This window comes from Alcaligenes sp. 13f (assembly GCF_020496585.1).
In the GTDB taxonomy this organism is placed as follows: Bacteria; Pseudomonadota; Gammaproteobacteria; order Burkholderiales; family Burkholderiaceae_B; genus Alcaligenes; species Alcaligenes phenolicus.
The window spans coordinates 1-18,545 of record NZ_JAHKKC010000030.1; the positions used below are offsets into that span (position 1 = coordinate 1).

Genomic DNA, 18,545 nt, shown 5'->3' on the forward strand with positions numbered 1-18,545 from the left:
TGCCCACCCCGCCCCCGTGGTGCAGCGAAACCCAGCTGGCCCCGCCGGCGGTATTCAACAAGGCATTCAACAAAGGCCAGTCCGACACGGCATCCGTGCCATCACGCATGCTTTCAGTTTCGCGGTTGGGGCTGGCCACCGAGCCTGTATCCAAGTGGTCGCGGCCAATCACAATGGGCGCTTTCAGCTCGCCCTTGCGCACCATCTCGTTAAAGGCCAAACCGGCACGATGACGCTCGCCCAGACCCAACCAGCAAATGCGTGCCGGCAAGCCCTGGAAAGCAATGCGCGCCTGCGCCATGTCCAGCCAGCGATGCACGTGCTGATTGTCGGGGAACAGCTCTTTGATTTTTTGATCGGTTTTGTAGATGTCCTCCGGGTCGCCTGACAAGGCCACCCAACGGAACGGGCCTTTGCCCTCGCAAAACAAGGGGCGAATGTAGGCAGGCACAAAGCCAGGGAAATCGAAGGCATTGGCCACGCCTTCATCAAACGCAACTTGGCGAATGTTATTGCCGTAGTCCACAACCGGAATACCCATTTTCTGGAAATCCAGCATGGCTTGTACATGAACTGCGCAAGACTCGGCAGCCGCTTGTTGAATGCGGACGTGTTGGGCCGGGTCTTTCTGCGCCGCCTGCCACTGTTCCACCGTCCAGCCTGACGGCAAATAGCCATTGAGCAGATCGTGGGCAGAGGTCTGGTCCGTCACCAGATCAGGTTTCAAACCACCCGCTTGGGCACGTCGCACCAGTTCAGGCAGTACATCGGCAGCATTACCCAGCAAGCCAATCGACACCGCTTCCTTGGCGGCCGTGTGTTGGGCAATCAACTCCAGCGCATGATCCAGATCCCGCGCCTGTTTATCCAGATAACGGGTCTGCAGACGGAAGTCGATACTGCTTTGCTTGCATTCAATCGTCAGCGATACCGCCCCGGCAAAAGTCGCCGCCAAAGGCTGTGCGCCACCCATACCACCCAGACCAGCAGTCAGAATCCAGCGCCCGGCCAGCGAACCACCAAAATGCTGACGACCTGCTTCAGCAAAAGTCTCGTACGTACCTTGCACAATGCCCTGGCTACCAATGTAGATCCAGCTACCCGCCGTCATCTGCCCATACATGAACAAACCGGCCTGATCCAGCTCGTGAAACTTCTCCCAGGTAGCCCATTTGGGCACCAGATTCGAGTTGGCCAGCAGCACACGCGGCGCATCGCTATGAGTACGGAAGACACCCACCGGCTTGCCGGACTGAATCAGCAAGGTCTGGTCATCCTCCAACTGGCGCAGGCTGGCCAGAATCTGGTCATAGCATTCCCAGTTCCGGGCTGCACGCCCGATGCCGCCGTACACCACCAGATGCTGGGGGTTCTCGGCCACGGCCGGGTCCAGGTTGTTCTGAATCATGCGGTACGCAGCTTCCGCCACCCAGTTCTTGCAGCTGAGCTGGGTACCCGTAGGGGCATGAATCTGCCGCGCAGGATCGAAGCGAGGATCGTGGCTGGCCGCCAAAGTGTGATGATCAGGCATGGTGATGTCCTCCATCTGAGGTGTCTCTGGATACGCGCTGGTTCTATCTGGCAGGCTGTTTCCACACCCGAAGGGCAGGTTCTGGCGCCGACAAAACAACGGTTTTCTTGTAAGCTCATGCCAATGTATAGTCATTTTTCCAAGTTGTCTATACATATAAAAAGAGCCTTGCATAAGCCCGTGAATGCGAGCATGGGAAGGCATCACACGCGGCCTGGTGCACGACCTCAGATCTGGCCTGCGCGAGACTCTTTTGAGTGTGAACACGTCCTACAGGAAAGCATAAAAATGGATGTCCCCCAGACGAGCCATTCGTCAACTGAACCAAGCATGCCCGCCTACCTGCAAATCAAGAATTTTGTGCTGGAGAAAATCCAGTCCGGCCAATGGCGTGAAGGTGATCTGATCCCCACTGAACTGGCTTTATGCGAACAATTTGGCGTGTCGCGCATGACGGTCAACCGCGCGCTGCGGGAGTTGACGAATGATGAGCTGCTGGTCCGCATCAAAGGCTCGGGCACCTACGTCGCGCAGCCCAAATTCCAGTCCACCCTGATCGAGATACGCAGCATCGCGCAAGACATACGGGAGCGCGGCCACCAACACAGCTGTCAGGTGCTGAGCATAGAGCGGCTGCAGGCCAGCCCGGCTCAAGCGCGGCTATATGGCATTGCACCGGGCGCAGCACTGTTTCATTCCATTATTGTTCATGCCGAAAACGGCTTGCCTATCCAGTACGAAGATCGTCTGGTGGACGCGCAAATGGCGCCGGACTACATGGAGCAGGACTGGAGCCAGATCACGCCTAATGAGTACCTGGTGCGCGTTGCCCCCTTGCCAACCGGCTTTTACAGCATTGAAGTGCTGGTGCCGCCCGCCGGAATCGCGCAGGCCCTGCACATGAAAGAGCAGCAACCCTGTCTGGTGATGGACCGCCGCACTTTTTCCAGCGAGCAGTTCACAACGCACGCCAGACTGTGGCATCCAGGGGATCGCTACAAATTCACCGGCAAGATGTGAGCCGTAAATCTGCTCTGCCTAGAGTTTGACTCCCAAACGCATCGATCAGGCGCACAGGCTTCTGGCCTCCTGAGTCATACACCATCGCCATTTTCTTGTCGCATTGACCTGGCACGACCAACCCTTGAGCTGATCACTTGCCAACCACACCGGAACGAGCCTGCTCATGCTGGCGATAGCGGGTCAACGACAAGCCTGTATGGCGCTTGAAGTACCGGCACAAATAAGAGGGATCCTCAAAATTCAGCTGATCGGCAATCTGCCCGATCGCCAGCTGGCTGTAGGAAAGCAGCGCCTTGATCTCCAGAACCACTTGCCTGTCGATCAAGGCCTTGGGACTGTCGTTAAAAAACTGTTTGCTCAGCTGGGACAGATAAAACGGGGTGATGTTGAGCGCATCGGCATAAAACTTCACCTCTCTGTGCTGCCGACATTGCTGGCCAACCAGTTCCCAAAACCGCCAGCTGATCATTTCCTGACGGCTGAACGGCTGGCCGCCCTGATACTCGGACGGAATCTGCTCGGCAATATGTAGAAAGAAATTCTGCAGCTGATTACGCAGCATGATGTGCTGATGCAGCGTGCTGGTCTGCACAATCTCGTGCAGTTGCAGCAACCAGGCCGCCAGTAAAGCTCGATCTCTCTGCGGAGGCACACACAACGGATTGTCATGCAGGAACACGAACAAGGAATTAGGCAGCTGATAGGCCACTTCTGACGCCAGGTTCTTGGGCATCAACAGAAAAAACACCTTGAAACCGCGTGAGCGCCGTCTCAGCAAGGTAATCGTATCTTCGGCCAGCACCAGCACATCATGGGCCCGTACGACCTGATCCTTGAAGTTCAAGCTGACCAAAGCGCGACCCGACAGGCAGATCATCAAGGCCATATAGGCATGACCGAAAGACAAAGGCATTCCCACGCCTTCGGCCAGCGTGGTCTGGCCTGTCAGCCAGCTATCTTTGGCGCTGAATAGTTGTGGAATCTGATGCATGGTGTTCCTCTGCCCTTCACGGCCCGGCAACCGACAGGACTTGCTAAAAGTACCGAAACTACCAAGGTCCTGCTCTGTTCGCCAAACCAGCCAGCTTCTATTCTGTTTTCTGATGAATGGTGAGTAAAGAAAATGACACTTCAAACAGAAAGACTTATTTTACGCCCCTGGCAGGACACCGATGCCAAGGACTTGTACGAATACGCCAAAGACGAGCGAGTCGGCCCGATTGCAGGTTGGCCGGTGCATACCAGCGTTGAGGAAAGTGCCGAAATTATCCGCACAGTTTTCAATATGCCTGAAGTGTATGCCGTCGAGCACAAAGATAATGGCCGGGCTGTCGGTTGCATCGGCATCCTGATCGGCAAGAACAGCAACTTCGAGATCGGCGAAGAAGAAGGCGAAATTGCCTATTGGATTGGCGTGCCCTACTGGGGCCAGGGCTTGATCCCCGAGGCCATGCGCGAAGTGATGCGACACGCTTTTGAAACACTGAAGCTGAAAGCACTGTGGTGCGGCTACTTTGCCAACAATGCCCAATCGCAGATCGCGCAAAGCAAGTGTGGCTTTCGCCATCATCACACCGAGGAAAACAAGTACAACCCGTTCCTGCAGGACTACCGAACTGAACATATCAGCCGCATCACAGCTCAGGAATGGCTGGCCTTGCCCAAACAACAGGCCTGAACACCTGTCGTAACCCACACCCACGCCGCCGCTCTGGGTGTAGAACGGCCCCCAAAACCTGGATACCTGTCCCAGGCGTTTGGGGCCCGTTCACCTTGGGCATCGCGTGCAGCGCACGCGGTGTCTTCTAGGCCGTTTGCAAAGCGTGCTTGGGCTGTCGCAACAAGACAAAGAGCAGACCGGCAATCAAGGCCGCCAGGCCTGCCAGCGCATGCAGCACCGTCAAAAATGAAGCGGCATAACTGGCAGTCAATTGCGCTTCCAAACCAGGCAGCTGGTGCGCGGCCAACTGCAATTCACCCAAAGCCGCCCGACTGGCCGCTTCCAGAACCGCTGCTTGTGTAAACGCAGTGCTGCCCACACTCAGGTGCTGCTGAATCAAGGTAGCCAGCAGCACGCTGACCACGGCAATGGCCACACCATCCGCAGAGATTCGCACCGTATTGAAGATACCCGTCGCCATTCCGACCCGATCCGGGCTGACCACACTGACCGCCATCCCGTCCATCAAGCCCCAGGGCAAACCGATACCCATGCCGATCAGCAATAAAGGCAGATGCAGGGCTGGCCCGCCACCTGCCTCAAAGCCTTCAGCCAGAGTCCACAAACCCACGGTCACCAGAAGCAAACCCAGGCTGGACAAGGTGCCTGCCGATAGCCAGCGAGTCAGCAAGGCCGCCACAAAAGGCACGATCAACAAGGGCGCAGCCAGCCAAACCATCATCTGCCCGGCCTGCAATGCACCGTAACCATCAATACCCATAAAGCGACCGGGCAACAACACAATCAGCACGATGAACAGGAATGCAGGGGCTGCAGCCAAAGCCTGCACACCCACAAAGCCGGGGTCACGAAAGAAACTCAAATCAATCATGGGCTGCGCAACGCGGCGCTCTATGCAGACAAAGCCCACAAAGGCGACAACAGAGGCCAGCAGGGTGGACAGCACCCAGCTATCGGACCAGCCCCGTTCCGGGATCAGCAACATGCCATAAGTAAACAGGCCCAAAGCCAGCGTAAAGCTGATGGCACCCGGCCAGTCCAATGCACCCTGCGAGCCGCCCTGACTGGGCTTGGTACTGATCAGAACCAGCAACAAACCGACCACGCCAATAGCCCCGGTCGCGTAGAACACGCCTTGCCATTGCAGCGCCTCCACAATCCAGCCGAAAAACCAGGGACCAAAAGACAGCCCCAGCCCGAAAGACGTGCCTAACAAGCTGAACGCCCGCGCCCGTGCACGTCCTTCAAACAAGGGAGCCAGGGAGGACATGGCAGCGGCAAAAGCGGCGGCACCGCCCAGGCCCTGCATCATGCGCAAAATATCAATCCAGAACACGGAGGGCATGAAAGGAATGGCAATGGTAAAGGCGCAAAACCACAGCATGCCAATCAGCCAGATGCGGCGCTGGCCGTAAATGTCCGTCAGGCTGCCTGACACCATCATGGCACCGCCGTAACTCAGGATGTACGCGTTCATGATCCAGCTCAGCTGGGCGGCACTACCACCTAACTCTGCACTGATGGCCGACAGCACCACTGCCGGGCCGGTGAAGCACAAGGGGATCAATAAAGCCGTTAAACAGGCTGACAATAATTGCAGCCGACGCATGGCCGACGATGAAGAAGAGGAAAGCATGGTTCTCATTGACTGCTAAAGCGTGCGTGCCCAACAGAAATGAACACGGCGTGAAATACCCGCATGATCGGGGTCGATTTCAGGAGCTTAAGCGTCACCCCATCAAAGAAAAATGCACTACAGTTATTAATACTTAGGAAATAAATTCTTAAATAGAGTCGGCACCATGATGGAAAACCTGAGCAATATCGGCCTGTTCGTACGCGTGGCGGAACGCCTGAGCTTTTCGGCCGTGGCCCGCGAATCCGGCCTGTCGCCCTCCACAGTAGGCAAGTCCATCGCCCGCCTGGAAGAGCGGCTGAAAGTGCGCCTGTTTCACCGCAGCACCCGCACTCTGGCCCTGACTGCCGATGGCAAAGTTTTTCTGGAGCGCTGCAGACGCATATTGAGTGAAATCGAAGCAGCAGAACTGGAAATGTCCCAAGCCAGTGAAATGCCGCGTGGCACCTTGCGAATCAGCTTGCCGCGCTACAGCGGCCTGTTTCAGCAGGCCATCAGCCACTTCATGCAGCGTTATCCGGCTGTAGAACTGGATCTGGACTTTTCTGACCGTCTGGTCGATGTGATTGGCGAAGGTTTTGATGCTGCCATCCGTGCCAGCGCCTTGAGTGATTCCGGCCTGATGCGCCGCCGTCTGTGCACGTTCCGTCGCGTCCTGGCTGCCTCCCCCGAATATCTACAAGAGCATGGTCGCCCCTTGCACGCCAAAGATCTGCAACACCATGCCTGCCTGCACTACCGCTTCCCCAATACCGGGCGGCTGGAACAATGGCCAATTTCCGAAACTCAGGACATACCCGAGCTGCCCCGCACACTGGTCTGCAATAGCGTGGAAATGCGGGTGCATCTGAGCTTGCAAGGGCAAGGCATCGCTTGCCTGCCAGATTTCACCGTGGGGGAACATTTAAGCAGCGGACGGCTGCAAACCATTCTGGATGAATGCACCCATAACACCGTGCCACTGTGGATTGTCTGGCCTGCCAGCCGCAACCTGTCGCCCAAGCTGCGCGCCTTTATTGATTGCATGAGCGAGGCGGTTTTCCAGGCCTGACCAAACACATACTGCTAGTGCCTCCTGCTCAGTCCCCGGTCAGCTCGGAAGCGGCATCCTGGGACTGGCTGACGCACAAAAAGAGTAGGCCACCCATGACAGAGGCCCCAACAAATGACATCTCCTTAAGCCACCTGCTTGATCAGCAAGGCCGCAAGGTACATGCCCAAACCAAAAACCGCGTGTGTCAGCAGGCTGCGCAAACGGTTAGTCCAAGGCGTGGGGGTACGCGAGGCCGCCACTCCGGCTCCCATGGCGGGCTGCATGACAAAAAAGGGCATCACGACCGTAGCCATGCCCACCATGACGGCGGGCAACCAGCGGGGATCTTGCAGCCACTCAGTGCCGTAAACCGCAAGCAACAAAAAGGCGAAAACAATGCCCACAGCATAGTGAATGAACCAGCCCCAGGCAGACTCTCCCACAATCGGCTCAGCCTTGCCGATACTGCTGTGTGCGATCTGGCCACGCAGCAAATGCCCGGCCCAGCGCCCTTTGAATCAGGCCCCAGATATCCATGAAAATAGTGGCTCCGACTCCGATCAGAATCACATGCACCCATTCATTGATCGACAACATTGGCAATCCTTTCCGTTGATAAGCACTTTGTTTTTGAGTAATCATAGAAGTTGAAGTCAACTTCAAGTCAACAGGTACAAGATGGATATTTCAGAAGTTGCCAAGCAAACCGGCTTACCCTCCTCCACCGTGCGTTACTACGAGAAAGAAGGCCTGATCCGTGCAGTCAGCGCCCCCGGAGCACGGCGTCGTTTTACGCCCCAAGTGCTGGATCAACTGGCCTTGATTGCCCTGGGGCAAGCGGGCGGTTTGTCGCTGGAAGAAATACGGGCCATGCTGCCTCCCGATGGTTCTGCGCAGGTGGACAGGCAGTTGCTGCTGTCCAAGGCCGATCAACTGGATGCCACCATCAAGCGCCTGAAAGCCATGAGCGAAGGCTTGCGCCACGCCGCCCACTGCCCTGCCGCCAACCATACGCAGTGCCCGACATTCCAGCGTTTGCTGAAAGCCGCCGCCATCCGGGTAAAGAAGAACAAGACCAGCGGCTCCAAAGAAGCGATGTCGCATCTTGCCAAAACGGTGTCGGGTACAAAAACAACCACCACAAGCTGACGCTTCAAGGCTGTAAGAACCTCCCCCTATAATGAGCAGTTGTCGCAGCAAGGCCAGGCCAGCCGCCGCCTTAAAGCATCCAATCCGCGACACACCAACAAACGATGATGAGAGGAGCCGTCTGCATGACGAGCACTAAGTCAGCAACTGAGTAAGCCGCAACAAGCTCTGGTCTTGTTGCGGCGTTCTGTACTTCCAATCCCGCTGATTGATAACAAACAGACGCCGCCCGATTTCTTTTTCGAGTGGTAATTTTGTTATGTCTTCCTCACGCTCTTCCTGGGCTTATACGCTGCCGGCTGCCCTGCTGCTGATGGCGCCCTTTGACATCCTCGCCTCCCTGGGAATGGATATTTACCTGCCCGTCGTCCCGGCCATGCCGGAACTTCTAGGTACGACCCCAGCCATCATCCAGCTGACCCTTAGCCTTTACATGCTGCTATTGGGTGCGGGACAACTGATCTTTGGCCCCCTGTCGGATCGCATAGGCCGACGACCTGTTTTGCTGACAGGGGCCGCCCTGTTCGTGTTGGCCTCAACCGCCGCTGCCTTGTCCAGTTCCGCCTGGGCTTTTGTTGGTTTTCGGGTGCTGCAGGCACTGGGGGCTTCGGCCACCCTTGTGGCCCTGTTTGCCACAGTGCGCGATGTGTATGCAGACCGCCCCGAAGGGGTAGTGATCTATAGCCTGTTCAGCTCCATCCTGGCATTCGTACCCGCCTTGGGGCCTATTGCAGGTGCTCTGATTGCCCGCATGGGAGGATGGCAAGCCATCTTCCTGAGTTTGGCGGCGATGGGGCTCATAGCCTGGATCCATGCGCTGTGCAGATGGCAGGAGACCCGACCTGCCAAACCGCTGCATTCACAGCAGTGCGCACTGGCCGTCTTCAAGAGTCCGGCTTTTTGGGTCTATACCCTGGGCTTCTCCACCGGGATGGGGACATTTTTTGTCTACTTCTCGACCGCGCCCCGAGTCTTGATCGGACAAGCTGGCTATACAGAAATAAGCTTCAGCCTGGCCTTTGCCAGTGTTGCCCTGGTGATGATTGCCACCACCCGCCTGTCCAAAACCTTTGTGGCTCGCTGGGGAACGGCCGGGAGCCTGAGACGCGGTATGGGTTTGATCGCCCTAGCCGCCCTGTTGCTGGCAGCAGGACAACTCCTGCTGGAACCCTCCTTTAGCAGCTTTATCCTGCCCATGTGGCTAGCCGCCATGGGCATTGTGATGACGGTATCCGTCACCGCCAATGGCGCCTTGGCCCAGTTCAACGATGTGGCCGGTTCCGCCGTGGCAATCTACTTCTGCGTGGAAAGCCTGATCGTTAGCGTGATCGGCACCTTGGCAGTGACCTTGCTGGATGGGGACACTGCGTGGCCGCTGGTGGTCTTTGGGCTGGGAATGAGCAGCATGGTGTTGCTTGCTTTGATGCTGCTGGAGAGAAGAAAAGCCTAACTAAAATGTCCGTAATAACAGCCCTTAATAGCTATTAAGACTGATATTACGGACATTAGACTACGTGTCTGTTCAGCAAACAATCAAATTCAATTAAAATGTCCGTAATAACAGTCCTTAATCAATTCAAGGACTGTTATTACGGTCAATAAATCAGAAGTCTTGACTCTACATGTTTCACAAAATTGTCCATGACGAACATGGCAGAAAGGGCCAACTATGAAATACGATGAGGCACAACGCACCCCCCCTAAACGCTTGCAGGAAGCCAGCGCCATTGGTCAGAAGCTCCAGCAACTGCGCATCGCCCATGGAATGACTCAAAGCGATGTGGCTGCTCGTGCTGGTATTTCACGGTCCACGGCCGCCCTGCTTGAGCAAGGTAATGAAAGCCGAACGATGTCTCAGATCCTGCGCTACCTCCATGCCATTGAGCCCGAACTTACCTTGCTGGATCTGCTCACAGAGCAGTCCGGCGCTGTGCGGAGCTTCAACAATGCCAACAAGGTACAGCGTGTCTCCAGGAAAAATGCATCGAATACAGCCAACAGCGCTCCAGCCAAGGACAAATATGACTTCTAAACCGCGCAATCCATACAGCCGACCACCCAGTAAGGTTGCTGTGTTTGCTCATATTGCCCAAAGCGATCAGGGCAATGCTTTTGTACCAGCAGGACTACTGGAGAACGCGAATTCCGATGCGCCAAGCTTCACCTACGGTAAGCGCTATGTACAACGGCAACACGCGATTGAAATCGATCCTGCAGCACTGCCACTAACGGCAGAAAACGGAGGCATACAACGTTTTACCTTACCTGGGCTGCACGAGTTTGGTGGACTGCGCGACGCGGCCCCTGACGCATGGGGTCGACGTGTCATCGAAAACAAACTCAAAGTAGGCTCGGGCGTTTTACCTGAAGTCGCCTATTTACTGGAGGCAGGAGTGGATCGCGTAGGCGCACTGGATATTCGACTTACGCTCGATTCCCCCGCCAAGAAATCGGCAGCTGGGGAGGTCAGCCTTGAACGCCTACTTGAAGCCGCTGATCGTATTGAAAATGACGAAGACATCGGTGAGGACCTGGCTGACTGCTTTGAAGGCCTAGGTTCGGCTGGCGGAGCCCGGCCCAAAGCATCAATTCGCGATGAATCCGATGTGCTGTGGCTGGCGAAATTCCCTTCCAAGTCTGATCGCGCCTGCAATGCTGTACTTGAAGCTGGCACCTTGGAATTGGCACGTGCTGCAGATCTATGCGTTCCACCCGTGCATATCCAATCTGTTGGCACGGCGCGCGTGCTCTTCATTCGTAGATTTGACCGTTACTGGGCAGCTCCGGGAGAAGCACCCGCCCCCGGCCAGGACAGTTGGTCGCCCGCCACCCCAGAACACAATGCGTCTACCGTTGAGGGGCGTATCGGCTTTTGCTCCGCTATGACCCTGATGGGCATTGACGAGTACGAAGCAAGAAGCAGTTCCTATCAGGCACTGGCCCTCAAACTACGAGAGCGTTGTTTGCCCACCTTCATCGATCGTAATTTACGTGAACTATTCAAGCGCCAAGCCCTGAACATCTTTGCCAACAACAATGACGATCACTTGAGAAACCACGCCTTCATCTATGACGTGGTCGGCAAAGGATGGAGGTTAAGCCCGCTCTATGACGTTCTGCCCATGAACACGGTGGCAAGCGAACGTTATTTGCACCTCGAACTAGGAGAGCAAGGAAGGCTGGCCACCCTGGACAACTTAATGACACGTTGGGCAGCCTACTTCTCTAGCCGCCAAGAAGCCATTCGCGCCTTGCATGAAGTATGGATAGTCGTCAGAGCCTGGAAGCCTTATTTTGAGCAGTTCGATGCATCCGCCCAAGACATGAACTATCTGGAGGGTGCATTCAGACCACTAGAGCGCTTGGCCTCCTCCTCCTTAACGAAGGAATTGCGAGCCTTCGGGAACTAAACCATCATTCCTGTTAGTTGCATACTGGCACCCTGAAAAACGTATCACCTTCTACACGCCCCTAGCCCCCTTCTACAGATTCAAGTCATACGTCACCCAAGCTGTTGCCTGAGCCAGACCATCGTATAGCCTTCGCGCCTGCGCATTGTCCTGCGCCGTAATCCAGCGCAGGAACGGCCAGCCCTGCTCCTTACCTGCCTGGGCGACTGCCTCAATCAAACGGCGGCCCAGCCCGCCGCCTCGCTGTTCCGGCAACACAAACAAGTCATCCAGAAAACCAGCATCCTTGCCCAGCAAGGGCTCCGGGAAAGGACGGTAATGCGCCAGGCCCAACAACGCACCATTCGCCGTCGCTACCACCTTGCCCTGCAAAGGATGCTGCGCATCCAGCAGCCAGCCCCAGGTACGAGCCAGGATCTCTTCATTCATGGGCTCTTTGTAAAACTCGGCGTATTGTCTGTACAGAGACTCCCAGGCGGCCCGGTCTTGTGGCTGCAGATCCCGGATCTGAATGCCATCGACTACTAGCTGTTCTGCACTGCTATTCATGCTTGTATTCCCCTGTTGCTACCATGCTGTTGCAAGAGCAGGCTGCTCCTGATGAGAGGCAAAATGCGGCAGCACATACTCAGCCAGCTCCTGGATAATTTCCGCCGCTGGTCGCTGCGCAAACTGAATACCCAAAGCGGCGTGATTCACACCCGCTGCCTGCCATTCCTCCAACAAGGTGATCAGCCCCTTGCGCCCGGTACGCAGTGTAAAACCACCTTGCAAGGGTGTGCGTGGATAATCAGGATCATCCACCAAGTCCAGCCACTCGTTGGTCATGTGTGGGCGAAAACCGCCATCTGGAATCCGGGCACGCCAGGCCTGAATTTTGGCAGCCAGCTTTTGCGGACCCAGCGGTGTATGTGTGGCTTCCGGGTAGGTCAGCCAACCATCGGCATGTTCTGCGATCCATTCGGGCGACTGCCCCGAGGAGCTGGTAACAATTAAAGGAATGGAACCATGCGCGGGCTTGGGCAGCAGCTCTGCCGTATTGAAGCGGCCTAGCGGAGAGTCGATATTCAATTGCCCCGCTTGCATCAGTTGACGGAAATAGCTGACAGCGTGTGCAAAACGCTCTGCCCGTTCGGCTCGCTCCACACCATAGGCGGGAAATTCTATAGGCCTATCCCCGGAAGCGATGCCCAGCACCAAGCGTCCACCGGACAACTGATCAATGGTGAAGGCAGATTTGGCCAGATCGATCGGGTGACGCAAGGAGAAAATCGTGCTGCCCGTGGCCAAGGCCACCCGCCTGGTGCGAGCAGCCAGAAAAGCCAGATAGGTAAAGGGATCGAACACCTGCCCCGCATCACCAAAGCTGGGGTCATACAACGGTACGTCTCGCACCCACACCGCCGCAAAATCCTGGCGGTCTATCTCCTCTACCAACGCGGCCTGCCCGGCCAGCACACTCATATCGCCTTGATAAAAACGCAGAGGCAGAAAGATACCCATGGTCAGACGGCCGGGTGCAAACATGCGGCTATAGCCAGGGTGAGTGGCAAAGGTAGGGAAAGATGCGCCTTGAATCAGGCTTGTTTCAATCGTCATGATGTTTTCCCCTCAAGCGCCGGTAGCGGGCTCAGGCAAGGTGATGCCTTTACGGACTGCAGGGCGCTGGGCCACGCGCTCATGCCAGGCACTCATGTGCGAGTAGTGGCTGAAATCAAAATCGATAATTCGCGCAATATGCGTCCAGCCAAAATGCGCAATATCGGCGATGGAATAGTCCTGTCCTGCCAGATAAGGATGGTCTGCCAAGCGTGTATCCAGCACGGTGAACAGATCATTCACCAGACGGCGGTAGCGTTCGATGGCGGCCGGGATTTTCTCCTGGGCGAACAACTCAAAATGCACGCGCTGACCCAGAATCGGCCCCACGCTGGAGGAGTGAAATTGCAGCCATTTGATTGTTTCCCAGCGCTGAACAGGTTCTTTTGAAAGCAATTGGCCGGTTTTCTCCGCCAGATACAGCAAGATCGCGGCGGACTCGAACAGGACAACACCTGTTTCATCATCCTTCATCACCGGGATACGCCCATGCGGATTCAAGGCCAGGAACTCTGGCTGCCTATGCTCGTTCGCGTTGATACGCACGTGATGCAAGCGGTACGGTAACGCCATCTCCTCCAAGGCAATGGTCGCCTTAAAGCCGTTAGGCGAACTATCGGTATACAGATCAATCATGGTGTGGCTCCAAAATTGAAAGTTCGCTCTTCCTTGTTATATAGATAAGCTAAACTTTAAAAACGATTCAGAAGCCTATTTTCCCTAGCTAAATGGCCAAATAAAAACGATTAAATCTACTTGATAGATTTAGATAAACTAAACTGTGAACCCTGTCTTTCCTTTACAAGCTCTGCGCGCCTTTACCGAAGTCGGACGCCACGGCAGCATCAAGCTGGCCGCCCAGGCGCTGGGCGTAACCTCGGGCGCAGTCAGCCAGCAAATCCGGCTGCTGGAAGATCGTTTGGGCGTGACACTATTTGTGCGCAGCCACCACAAAATGAGCCTGAGCGAAGCCGGTGAACAGGTCTACCCTGTCCTGCTGACGGCGTTCGACCAGATCGAACAGGCCATGCACACGCTGGAAGCCACCAAGCAAAGGAAGACACTGACGATCAGCACCGTGCCTTCCTTTGCCGCATCCTGGCTGATTCCGCGGCTGGCCGACTTCAAGCAACGCCATCCCGATATCGAAATCCGTGTGGAGGCGTCCCCCACGCTGGTGGACCTGCGTCGCGACAAAGTGGATATCGCCATTCGCCACGGCCTGGGCGTGTATCCCGGCTTGCAGGCCGAGCCCTTGATGGCCCCTGTCTTGCTGCCTGTAGCCAGCCCTGCGTTGCTGCAAGACAAGCCAACCATTCAGGAACCAGCAGATTGTCTGGAGTGGCCACTGCTACAAGATGCCGACCGGGCCGACTGGGCGCTTTGGCTGTCTGCCCACGGGGTGGAGGACGATGCGCGCGCCGATAGAGGCACGGCTTTTGAGGACGATTACCTGCTGATACGCGGCGCGATTGCGGGCCTGGGGCTGGCTTTGATACCGCAAGAATATGCGCAGGATGAAATGGCCGCAGGCCGCTTGGTGCAAGTGCTGGACAAGCCCTGGCCAGCCCGCTTTGCCTACTACCTGGTGACCTTGCCCGATGCGACACAAAAAGCAGAGGTCCGTGCCTTTAGTGATTGGATAAGCGAGCAAGCCCAGCTATAGCAAGGTAGCCAGCCTATGTAGGACCACCACTTCAACAGTCCTCATGTCCACACCCCCTGCTCCAGACATCGACAATCCGCCTGACTTCCAACAAGGAAGCATATGATTTTTTTAAAAAAAACCCCGTCCCAAAAGGACGGGGCAAACCTCAACAAGCAATTGAAAAACTCTTAAGGTAATTCCACGGCCACCGGACCACGGGGACGGGAACAGCACAACAAGACTTTGCCCTCTGGCACAGGGTCCAGCGGCTCTTCAAAATAGTCGACCTCGCCCGATACCAGAGTGCACATGCAGGTATTGCACAGACCCGCCCGGCAATTGAAGTCCGGACTCAAGCCCGTTGCTTCCGCCAGATCCAGCAAGGAGGGGCAGTCCTCATGCCATTGGGCCTGGCGGCCATCGGGCAGGAATGTCACCGTCTGCGCCGCATCTTCCGCTGCTGTCGCGGCTCCCCTTACTGCTTCTACAGGCGAATCCAGCTCCAACACATTCGCATCGACACGACTGGAGGGGGCAGGCTGGACCTGATCCTGAACCGCACTGGCTGCACCATCATCCGCCAAGGTGTTTTCCAGCACCGTCGCCGGGCCAAAAAACTCGTAGTGAATGCGCTCACGTGCCACACCCAGACTACGCAGCACACCATAATTGCTCTGCATGAAGGCACTGGGCCCACACAGGTAAAACTCGTAATCATCCAGTGGCAGCCAACGCTGCAGCTGCTCACGTGTAATCAGTCCCGCCACATGGTGCAAACCGGCTTGCTCATCATGTTCAGTCGGGTTGCGATAGCAGAAGTAAAGCTGCACGCCTTCGCGTTGTGCCACCAGCTCACGCATCTCATCGGCAAAGGCATGCACCGCGCTGTTATCGCATGCATGAATCACATACACCTTACGCTGGCTGCGTTTAAGTAGACGATGCAGCATGGCCAGCAAAGGGGTCTGGCCCACGCCACCGCTTAGCAACACCACAGGCCGCTGGCTGCTCTCGTCCAGCACGAACTCGCCCATAGGGCCGGCCGCACTCAGCACATCGCCCGGCTGCACCTGTTGGTGCAGATAGGAGGAGGCCAAACCATCCGCCACGCTTGACCCTGCCGGGGCCTTCTCGTGTTTGACGGAAATGCGCAGACGATCCGTGCAGTCGGGATCCCCCGACACGCTGTAATTGCGCAGCACGATTTGCCCGTCAATCTCCAGGCGGAACACCAGATACTGACCCGGCTGATAAGGCGGCATAACACCGTCCACCGGCTGCAGTACAAACGAAGTAATCACTTCGCTTTCGCGCTGCTTTTCCAGGACACGATAATCCCGGAAACGGCGGTTGGCCGTAGCCTCCGTAGACGCAGATGATGCAGTCGTATTCATCACGCTCAAGCCGTTGTTGTCTCGCTGGCGACAGCTTGTTCGGCCTGGATCATCTGGCTGATCTTGCGACGGAAGCGCAAGGGGCCTGAATCCAAGGGCAAATCCAACGCGGCAGGACGCTCTTTCAGGGCTTTGTGCACTTCTTCCAGAACCACTTTGTCTTCCAGGAACGCGTGGCGTACATCTTCGTTGAAGATCTTGGAGATCGCCTCGTCATCCGGGCTGAAATTGCGCAGCTGGAACCAGAAGTAACGGGTGTGTTCTTCGTCGATAGGCGTCAGGAAGTTATAGGAGTCCATCAGAAAAACGTCCTGGTGGTACTCGCTGGGCTCCTCGGTAGCCGCACCGGCGGGCAGAAAGATGGCCTTGATCACGGCCAGCGACGGGAAGCGCACTTCGTATTGCTGTTTGCGGTCGCAATTGCCTTCAAATTTCACAAACTGCTTGTAAAACGGCGCAACTTCCACATTTTTTGACCAGCGCGAGACCGTCACGCCATTGTCCTCAACCTTCACCGTCAAGGGCAGGCCGATGATGTCGGGGCTGCCAAACGAGCTTTGGTGTACCCAGGACACGTGCGAAGGATCCAGCAAATTGTCGGTGACGTACAGGTAATTGCAGTCCAGTTCCATGGCGTCGCCACGGTTCACACCCCACTCGGGATTGTCCCACTCGGGGATATCGATCAGTTTGGACGGATCAGCCAATTCAGGATCACCCATCCAGACCCAGACCAGGCCAAAACGCTCCGTACAGGGGTAGCTGCGTACCACCGCGCTTTTAGGGATTTGCGCCACACCGGGCGCCTTGGTACAGGAGCCGCTGCAATCAAAGGTCAGGCCGTGGTAGCCACATTCCACCTGGTCGCCAATCAAGCGGCCTTTGGACAAAGGCAGGCGACGGTGCGGACAGGAATCTTCCAAGGCCACGGGCTGGCCGTCTTCGCGGCGATACAGCACCAGGTTCTCGCTAAGCATACGCACAGGCTGCAAGCTGCGACCGAGCTGTGTAGCCAATGCGCCTACATACCAGGCATTGCGTACAAACATGATTTACCCCCAACTCTGAATACGGTGCATGATGGCTGAACGAGCCCATTCATGCTCTCTTGTTTGTGATGATAGTCGCAATCAAATTCAGCCTACTATCCATATCGTTTAGAATTTCTAAAGTTAAATTACTTTTCTGGACGGGGTCTGACCATCATGGATACCTTGCCTCCCTTACGTGCATTGCAAGTCTTTGAGACGCTGGGCCATAGCCAAAGCCTGCAAGAAGCCGCCCGTCGTCTGAAAATTACTCCCGGCGCCATCAGCCAGCAATTGCGTTTGCTGGAAGACTCGCTGGGCTGCAGCCTGACCTACAAAGAAGGCAAACGCTTGCGGCTGACAGCGGCGGGGGTGCGCTTTCATGAAATCTGTACCCAGGCATTTGAGCTATTGCGCGACGGACAACAAGAAATGGAGCGCTCGCGCAACACCAGCCTGCTTTCGATCAGCGCTTTGCCGTCCATGCTTAAAACCTGGATGGCACCGCTGGCATTTCAATGGCAGGAACAGTACGACCCGGAGCTGACACTGCATCTGAAAGGCAGCCATGCCGAGCCCGATCTGGAAGCCGAGCAAATCGACTTTCGGATTACCTACGGTCAGGCCGCCGCCCGCCCCCGCAGCTTTACCGAGCTGTATACAGACCGTGTCGTTCCCGCCTGCAGCCCGACCCTGCTCCAAGGGCAAGCCGCCTTGCGACATCCTCGTGATCTATTGAGCTATCCCTTGCTGTCCTCGGACTGGCAGCCACGCTTTACCTCGCCGCCATCCTGGCGCGACTGGTTTGAGTCCTTGGAGATAGATATAGGCAATACGCCCCTGGACCGCTTCCGGGTTTTTTCTCTGTCGCACATGGCGCTGGAGTCTGCAGTGGCCGGTCAGGGTTTTGTATTGGCGCAATGCTCGATGATAGAAAAGGAAGTGCGCAGCGGGCAGCTGATCCTGCCCTTCTCCCATTCCTTGCCTCTGCCCTGGCCCTATGTGCTGACCCGACGGGCGGGTGCGTTTGAGTCGCCTCATAGCCAGGATTTCCATCGCTATTTGTTGAACCGGGCGCGGCAGCAGGAGCAGATCAATCAGGAACTGCTGCTGCAAGCATTAGCCTGAGCAATGTCGCAATACGACGAAATACGGTCAGCTTGCCGGTTGACCTGCTTGCCTGACCATGGCTAAGCACTAATGAACCGTTGAGTGCTTCGGCTATGTAAGCGCAGGGCTATTCAATGGTCTAGCTCGACACTGTTCCGCTTTTCAGTTCAGGTTCAAGCCCCCAGCCAAGTGGCCAGAACAAGTCGAACGCATCAATCAGACAGGTACGTATAAGCGGCTTCCACCATACGATCAACGCAGCTGCGGATGCATTTTCAGCATCAAAAAAAGCGTGTTTACCGC

19 protein-coding genes are annotated in these 18,545 nt (G+C 56.2%); 9 read left to right on the forward strand and 10 right to left on the reverse strand.

Features of this window, described 5'->3' with window-relative positions:
- A partial coding sequence (gene hutU, locus KOE80_RS18070) for a urocanate hydratase (protein WP_226349663.1) occupies nucleotides 1–1,546 on the reverse strand: 1,546 nt, incomplete at its 3' end.
- 315 nt (nucleotides 1,547–1,861) lie between these two features.
- On the opposite strand from hutU, the gene hutC reads away from it, so the two are divergent.
- Nucleotides 1,862–2,551 carry a histidine utilization repressor gene (gene hutC / locus KOE80_RS18075; protein ID WP_226349664.1) on the forward strand — a complete coding sequence of 230 codons (690 nt, stop codon included), beginning with the start codon at nucleotides 1,862–1,864 and terminating at the stop codon, nucleotides 2,549–2,551.
- Nucleotides 2,552–2,684: 133 nt separating this feature from the next.
- Here hutC and KOE80_RS18080 read toward each other — a convergent pair whose 3' ends face one another.
- Entirely contained in the window at nucleotides 2,685–3,545 is an 861-nt protein-coding gene (locus tag KOE80_RS18080; protein ID WP_226349665.1) for an AraC family transcriptional regulator, read from the reverse strand.
- Between the two features lie 132 nt (nucleotides 3,546–3,677).
- Here KOE80_RS18080 and KOE80_RS18085 point away from each other — a divergent pair, with 132 nt between their 5' ends.
- On the forward strand, nucleotides 3,678–4,232 hold the full coding sequence (locus tag KOE80_RS18085) for a GNAT family N-acetyltransferase (protein ID WP_083054996.1): 555 nt from the start codon (nucleotides 3,678–3,680) through the stop codon (nucleotides 4,230–4,232).
- Nucleotides 4,233–4,359: 127 nt separating this feature from the next.
- On the opposite strand, the gene KOE80_RS18090 is transcribed toward KOE80_RS18085, so the two are convergent.
- Nucleotides 4,360–5,871: an MFS transporter gene (locus KOE80_RS18090; protein ID WP_226349666.1), complete on the reverse strand. Its 1,512-nt coding sequence runs from the start codon at nucleotides 5,869–5,871 to the stop codon at nucleotides 4,360–4,362.
- A gap of 169 nt (nucleotides 5,872–6,040) precedes the next feature.
- Between KOE80_RS18090 and KOE80_RS18095 the strand changes: the two genes are divergently transcribed.
- On the forward strand, nucleotides 6,041–6,922 hold the full coding sequence (locus KOE80_RS18095; RefSeq protein WP_226349681.1) for a LysR family transcriptional regulator: 882 nt from the start codon (nucleotides 6,041–6,043) through the stop codon (nucleotides 6,920–6,922).
- Between the two features lie 125 nt (nucleotides 6,923–7,047).
- Here the strand turns inward: KOE80_RS18095 and KOE80_RS18100 are convergent, their stop codons facing one another.
- Together KOE80_RS18100 and KOE80_RS20485 are read right to left on the reverse strand one after the other, a co-directional pair.
- Complete coding sequence (locus tag KOE80_RS18100) at nucleotides 7,048–7,398, reverse strand: DUF2938 family protein (protein ID WP_319002435.1); 351 nt, start codon at nucleotides 7,396–7,398, stop codon at nucleotides 7,048–7,050.
- On the reverse strand, nucleotides 7,355–7,501 hold the full coding sequence (locus KOE80_RS20485) for a hypothetical protein (RefSeq protein WP_319002436.1): 147 nt from the start codon (nucleotides 7,499–7,501) through the stop codon (nucleotides 7,355–7,357). The genes KOE80_RS18100 and KOE80_RS20485 overlap by 44 nt, the downstream gene beginning before the upstream one ends.
- 81 nt (nucleotides 7,502–7,582) lie before the next feature.
- On the opposite strand from KOE80_RS20485, the gene KOE80_RS18105 reads away from it, so the two are divergent.
- The 4 genes from KOE80_RS18105 (at nucleotide 7,583) to KOE80_RS18120 (ending at nucleotide 11,463) form a co-directional block, all read left to right on the forward strand.
- A complete protein-coding gene (locus KOE80_RS18105) occupies nucleotides 7,583–8,053 on the forward strand; it encodes a helix-turn-helix domain-containing protein (protein WP_226349667.1) in 471 nt (156 codons plus the stop codon).
- A gap of 259 nt (nucleotides 8,054–8,312) precedes the next feature.
- Nucleotides 8,313–9,503, forward strand: coding sequence for a CmlA/FloR family chloramphenicol efflux MFS transporter (cml, locus tag KOE80_RS18110; RefSeq protein ID WP_226349668.1), 1,191 nt, complete (start codon nucleotides 8,313–8,315; stop codon nucleotides 9,501–9,503).
- A 219-nt stretch (nucleotides 9,504–9,722) separates the two neighbouring features.
- Nucleotides 9,723–10,085 carry a helix-turn-helix domain-containing protein gene (locus tag KOE80_RS18115; protein WP_052159270.1) on the forward strand — a complete coding sequence of 121 codons (363 nt, stop codon included), beginning with the start codon at nucleotides 9,723–9,725 and terminating at the stop codon, nucleotides 10,083–10,085.
- A complete protein-coding gene (locus KOE80_RS18120) occupies nucleotides 10,075–11,463 on the forward strand; it encodes a type II toxin-antitoxin system HipA family toxin (RefSeq protein ID WP_226349669.1) in 1,389 nt (462 codons plus the stop codon). Before KOE80_RS18115 ends, KOE80_RS18120 begins: the two co-directional genes overlap by 11 nt.
- A gap of 72 nt (nucleotides 11,464–11,535) precedes the next feature.
- Here the strand turns inward: KOE80_RS18120 and KOE80_RS18125 are convergent, their stop codons facing one another.
- Genes KOE80_RS18125 through KOE80_RS18135 form a run of 3 tightly spaced genes read right to left on the reverse strand, consistent with a single transcriptional unit; the run spans nucleotide 11,536 to nucleotide 13,698 of the window.
- Nucleotides 11,536–12,012 carry a GNAT family N-acetyltransferase gene (locus tag KOE80_RS18125; protein WP_226349670.1) on the reverse strand — a complete coding sequence of 159 codons (477 nt, stop codon included), beginning with the start codon at nucleotides 12,010–12,012 and terminating at the stop codon, nucleotides 11,536–11,538.
- A gap of 18 nt (nucleotides 12,013–12,030) precedes the next feature.
- Complete coding sequence (locus KOE80_RS18130) at nucleotides 12,031–13,062, reverse strand: LLM class oxidoreductase (protein ID WP_226349671.1); 1,032 nt, start codon at nucleotides 13,060–13,062, stop codon at nucleotides 12,031–12,033.
- 12 nt (nucleotides 13,063–13,074) lie between these two features.
- Nucleotides 13,075–13,698, reverse strand: a complete 624-nt coding sequence (locus KOE80_RS18135; protein WP_060185504.1) for a glutathione S-transferase family protein — start codon at nucleotides 13,696–13,698, stop codon at nucleotides 13,075–13,077.
- 145 nt (nucleotides 13,699–13,843) lie between these two features.
- On the opposite strand from KOE80_RS18135, the gene gcvA reads away from it, so the two are divergent.
- Entirely contained in the window at nucleotides 13,844–14,728 is an 885-nt protein-coding gene (gene gcvA, locus KOE80_RS18140; protein WP_226349672.1) for a transcriptional regulator GcvA, read from the forward strand.
- A 170-nt stretch (nucleotides 14,729–14,898) separates the two neighbouring features.
- Here gcvA and KOE80_RS18145 read toward each other — a convergent pair whose 3' ends face one another.
- On the reverse strand, nucleotides 14,899–16,104 hold the full coding sequence (locus tag KOE80_RS18145; protein WP_115634601.1) for an FAD-binding oxidoreductase: 1,206 nt from the start codon (nucleotides 16,102–16,104) through the stop codon (nucleotides 14,899–14,901).
- A 5-nt stretch (nucleotides 16,105–16,109) separates the two neighbouring features.
- Entirely contained in the window at nucleotides 16,110–17,153 is a 1,044-nt protein-coding gene (locus tag KOE80_RS18150; RefSeq protein ID WP_060185507.1) for an aromatic ring-hydroxylating dioxygenase subunit alpha, read from the reverse strand.
- Nucleotides 17,154–17,309: 156 nt separating this feature from the next.
- On the opposite strand from KOE80_RS18150, the gene KOE80_RS18155 reads away from it, so the two are divergent.
- Nucleotides 17,310–18,260, forward strand: coding sequence for a LysR substrate-binding domain-containing protein (locus KOE80_RS18155; RefSeq protein WP_060185508.1), 951 nt, complete (start codon nucleotides 17,310–17,312; stop codon nucleotides 18,258–18,260).
- Nucleotides 18,261–18,545: the final 285 nt, after the last annotated feature.

Coding starts and splice junctions, on each gene's coding strand:
- hutC (WP_226349664.1), top strand. CDS start 1,862: ATGCCCGCCTACCTGCAAATCAAGAATTTTGTGCTGGAGAAAATCCAG.
- KOE80_RS18080 (WP_226349665.1), bottom strand. CDS start 3,545: ATGCATCAGATTCCACAACTATTCAGCGCCAAAGATAGCTGGCTGACA.
- KOE80_RS18085 (WP_083054996.1), top strand. CDS start 3,678: ATGACACTTCAAACAGAAAGACTTATTTTACGCCCCTGGCAGGACACC.
- KOE80_RS18090 (WP_226349666.1), bottom strand. CDS start 5,871: ATGCTTTCCTCTTCTTCATCGTCGGCCATGCGTCGGCTGCAATTATTG.
- KOE80_RS18095 (WP_226349681.1), top strand. CDS start 6,041: ATGGAAAACCTGAGCAATATCGGCCTGTTCGTACGCGTGGCGGAACGC.
- KOE80_RS20485 (WP_319002436.1), bottom strand. CDS start 7,501: ATGTTGTCGATCAATGAATGGGTGCATGTGATTCTGATCGGAGTCGGA.
- KOE80_RS18105 (WP_226349667.1), top strand. CDS start 7,583: ATGGATATTTCAGAAGTTGCCAAGCAAACCGGCTTACCCTCCTCCACC.
- cml (WP_226349668.1), top strand. CDS start 8,313: ATGTCTTCCTCACGCTCTTCCTGGGCTTATACGCTGCCGGCTGCCCTG.
- KOE80_RS18115 (WP_052159270.1), top strand. CDS start 9,723: ATGAAATACGATGAGGCACAACGCACCCCCCCTAAACGCTTGCAGGAA.
- KOE80_RS18120 (WP_226349669.1), top strand. CDS start 10,075: ATGACTTCTAAACCGCGCAATCCATACAGCCGACCACCCAGTAAGGTT.
- KOE80_RS18125 (WP_226349670.1), bottom strand. CDS start 12,012: ATGAATAGCAGTGCAGAACAGCTAGTAGTCGATGGCATTCAGATCCGG.
- KOE80_RS18130 (WP_226349671.1), bottom strand. CDS start 13,062: ATGACGATTGAAACAAGCCTGATTCAAGGCGCATCTTTCCCTACCTTT.
- KOE80_RS18135 (WP_060185504.1), bottom strand. CDS start 13,698: ATGATTGATCTGTATACCGATAGTTCGCCTAACGGCTTTAAGGCGACC.
- KOE80_RS18145 (WP_115634601.1), bottom strand. CDS start 16,104: ATGAATACGACTGCATCATCTGCGTCTACGGAGGCTACGGCCAACCGC.
- KOE80_RS18150 (WP_060185507.1), bottom strand. CDS start 17,153: ATGTTTGTACGCAATGCCTGGTATGTAGGCGCATTGGCTACACAGCTC.
- KOE80_RS18155 (WP_060185508.1), top strand. CDS start 17,310: ATGGATACCTTGCCTCCCTTACGTGCATTGCAAGTCTTTGAGACGCTG.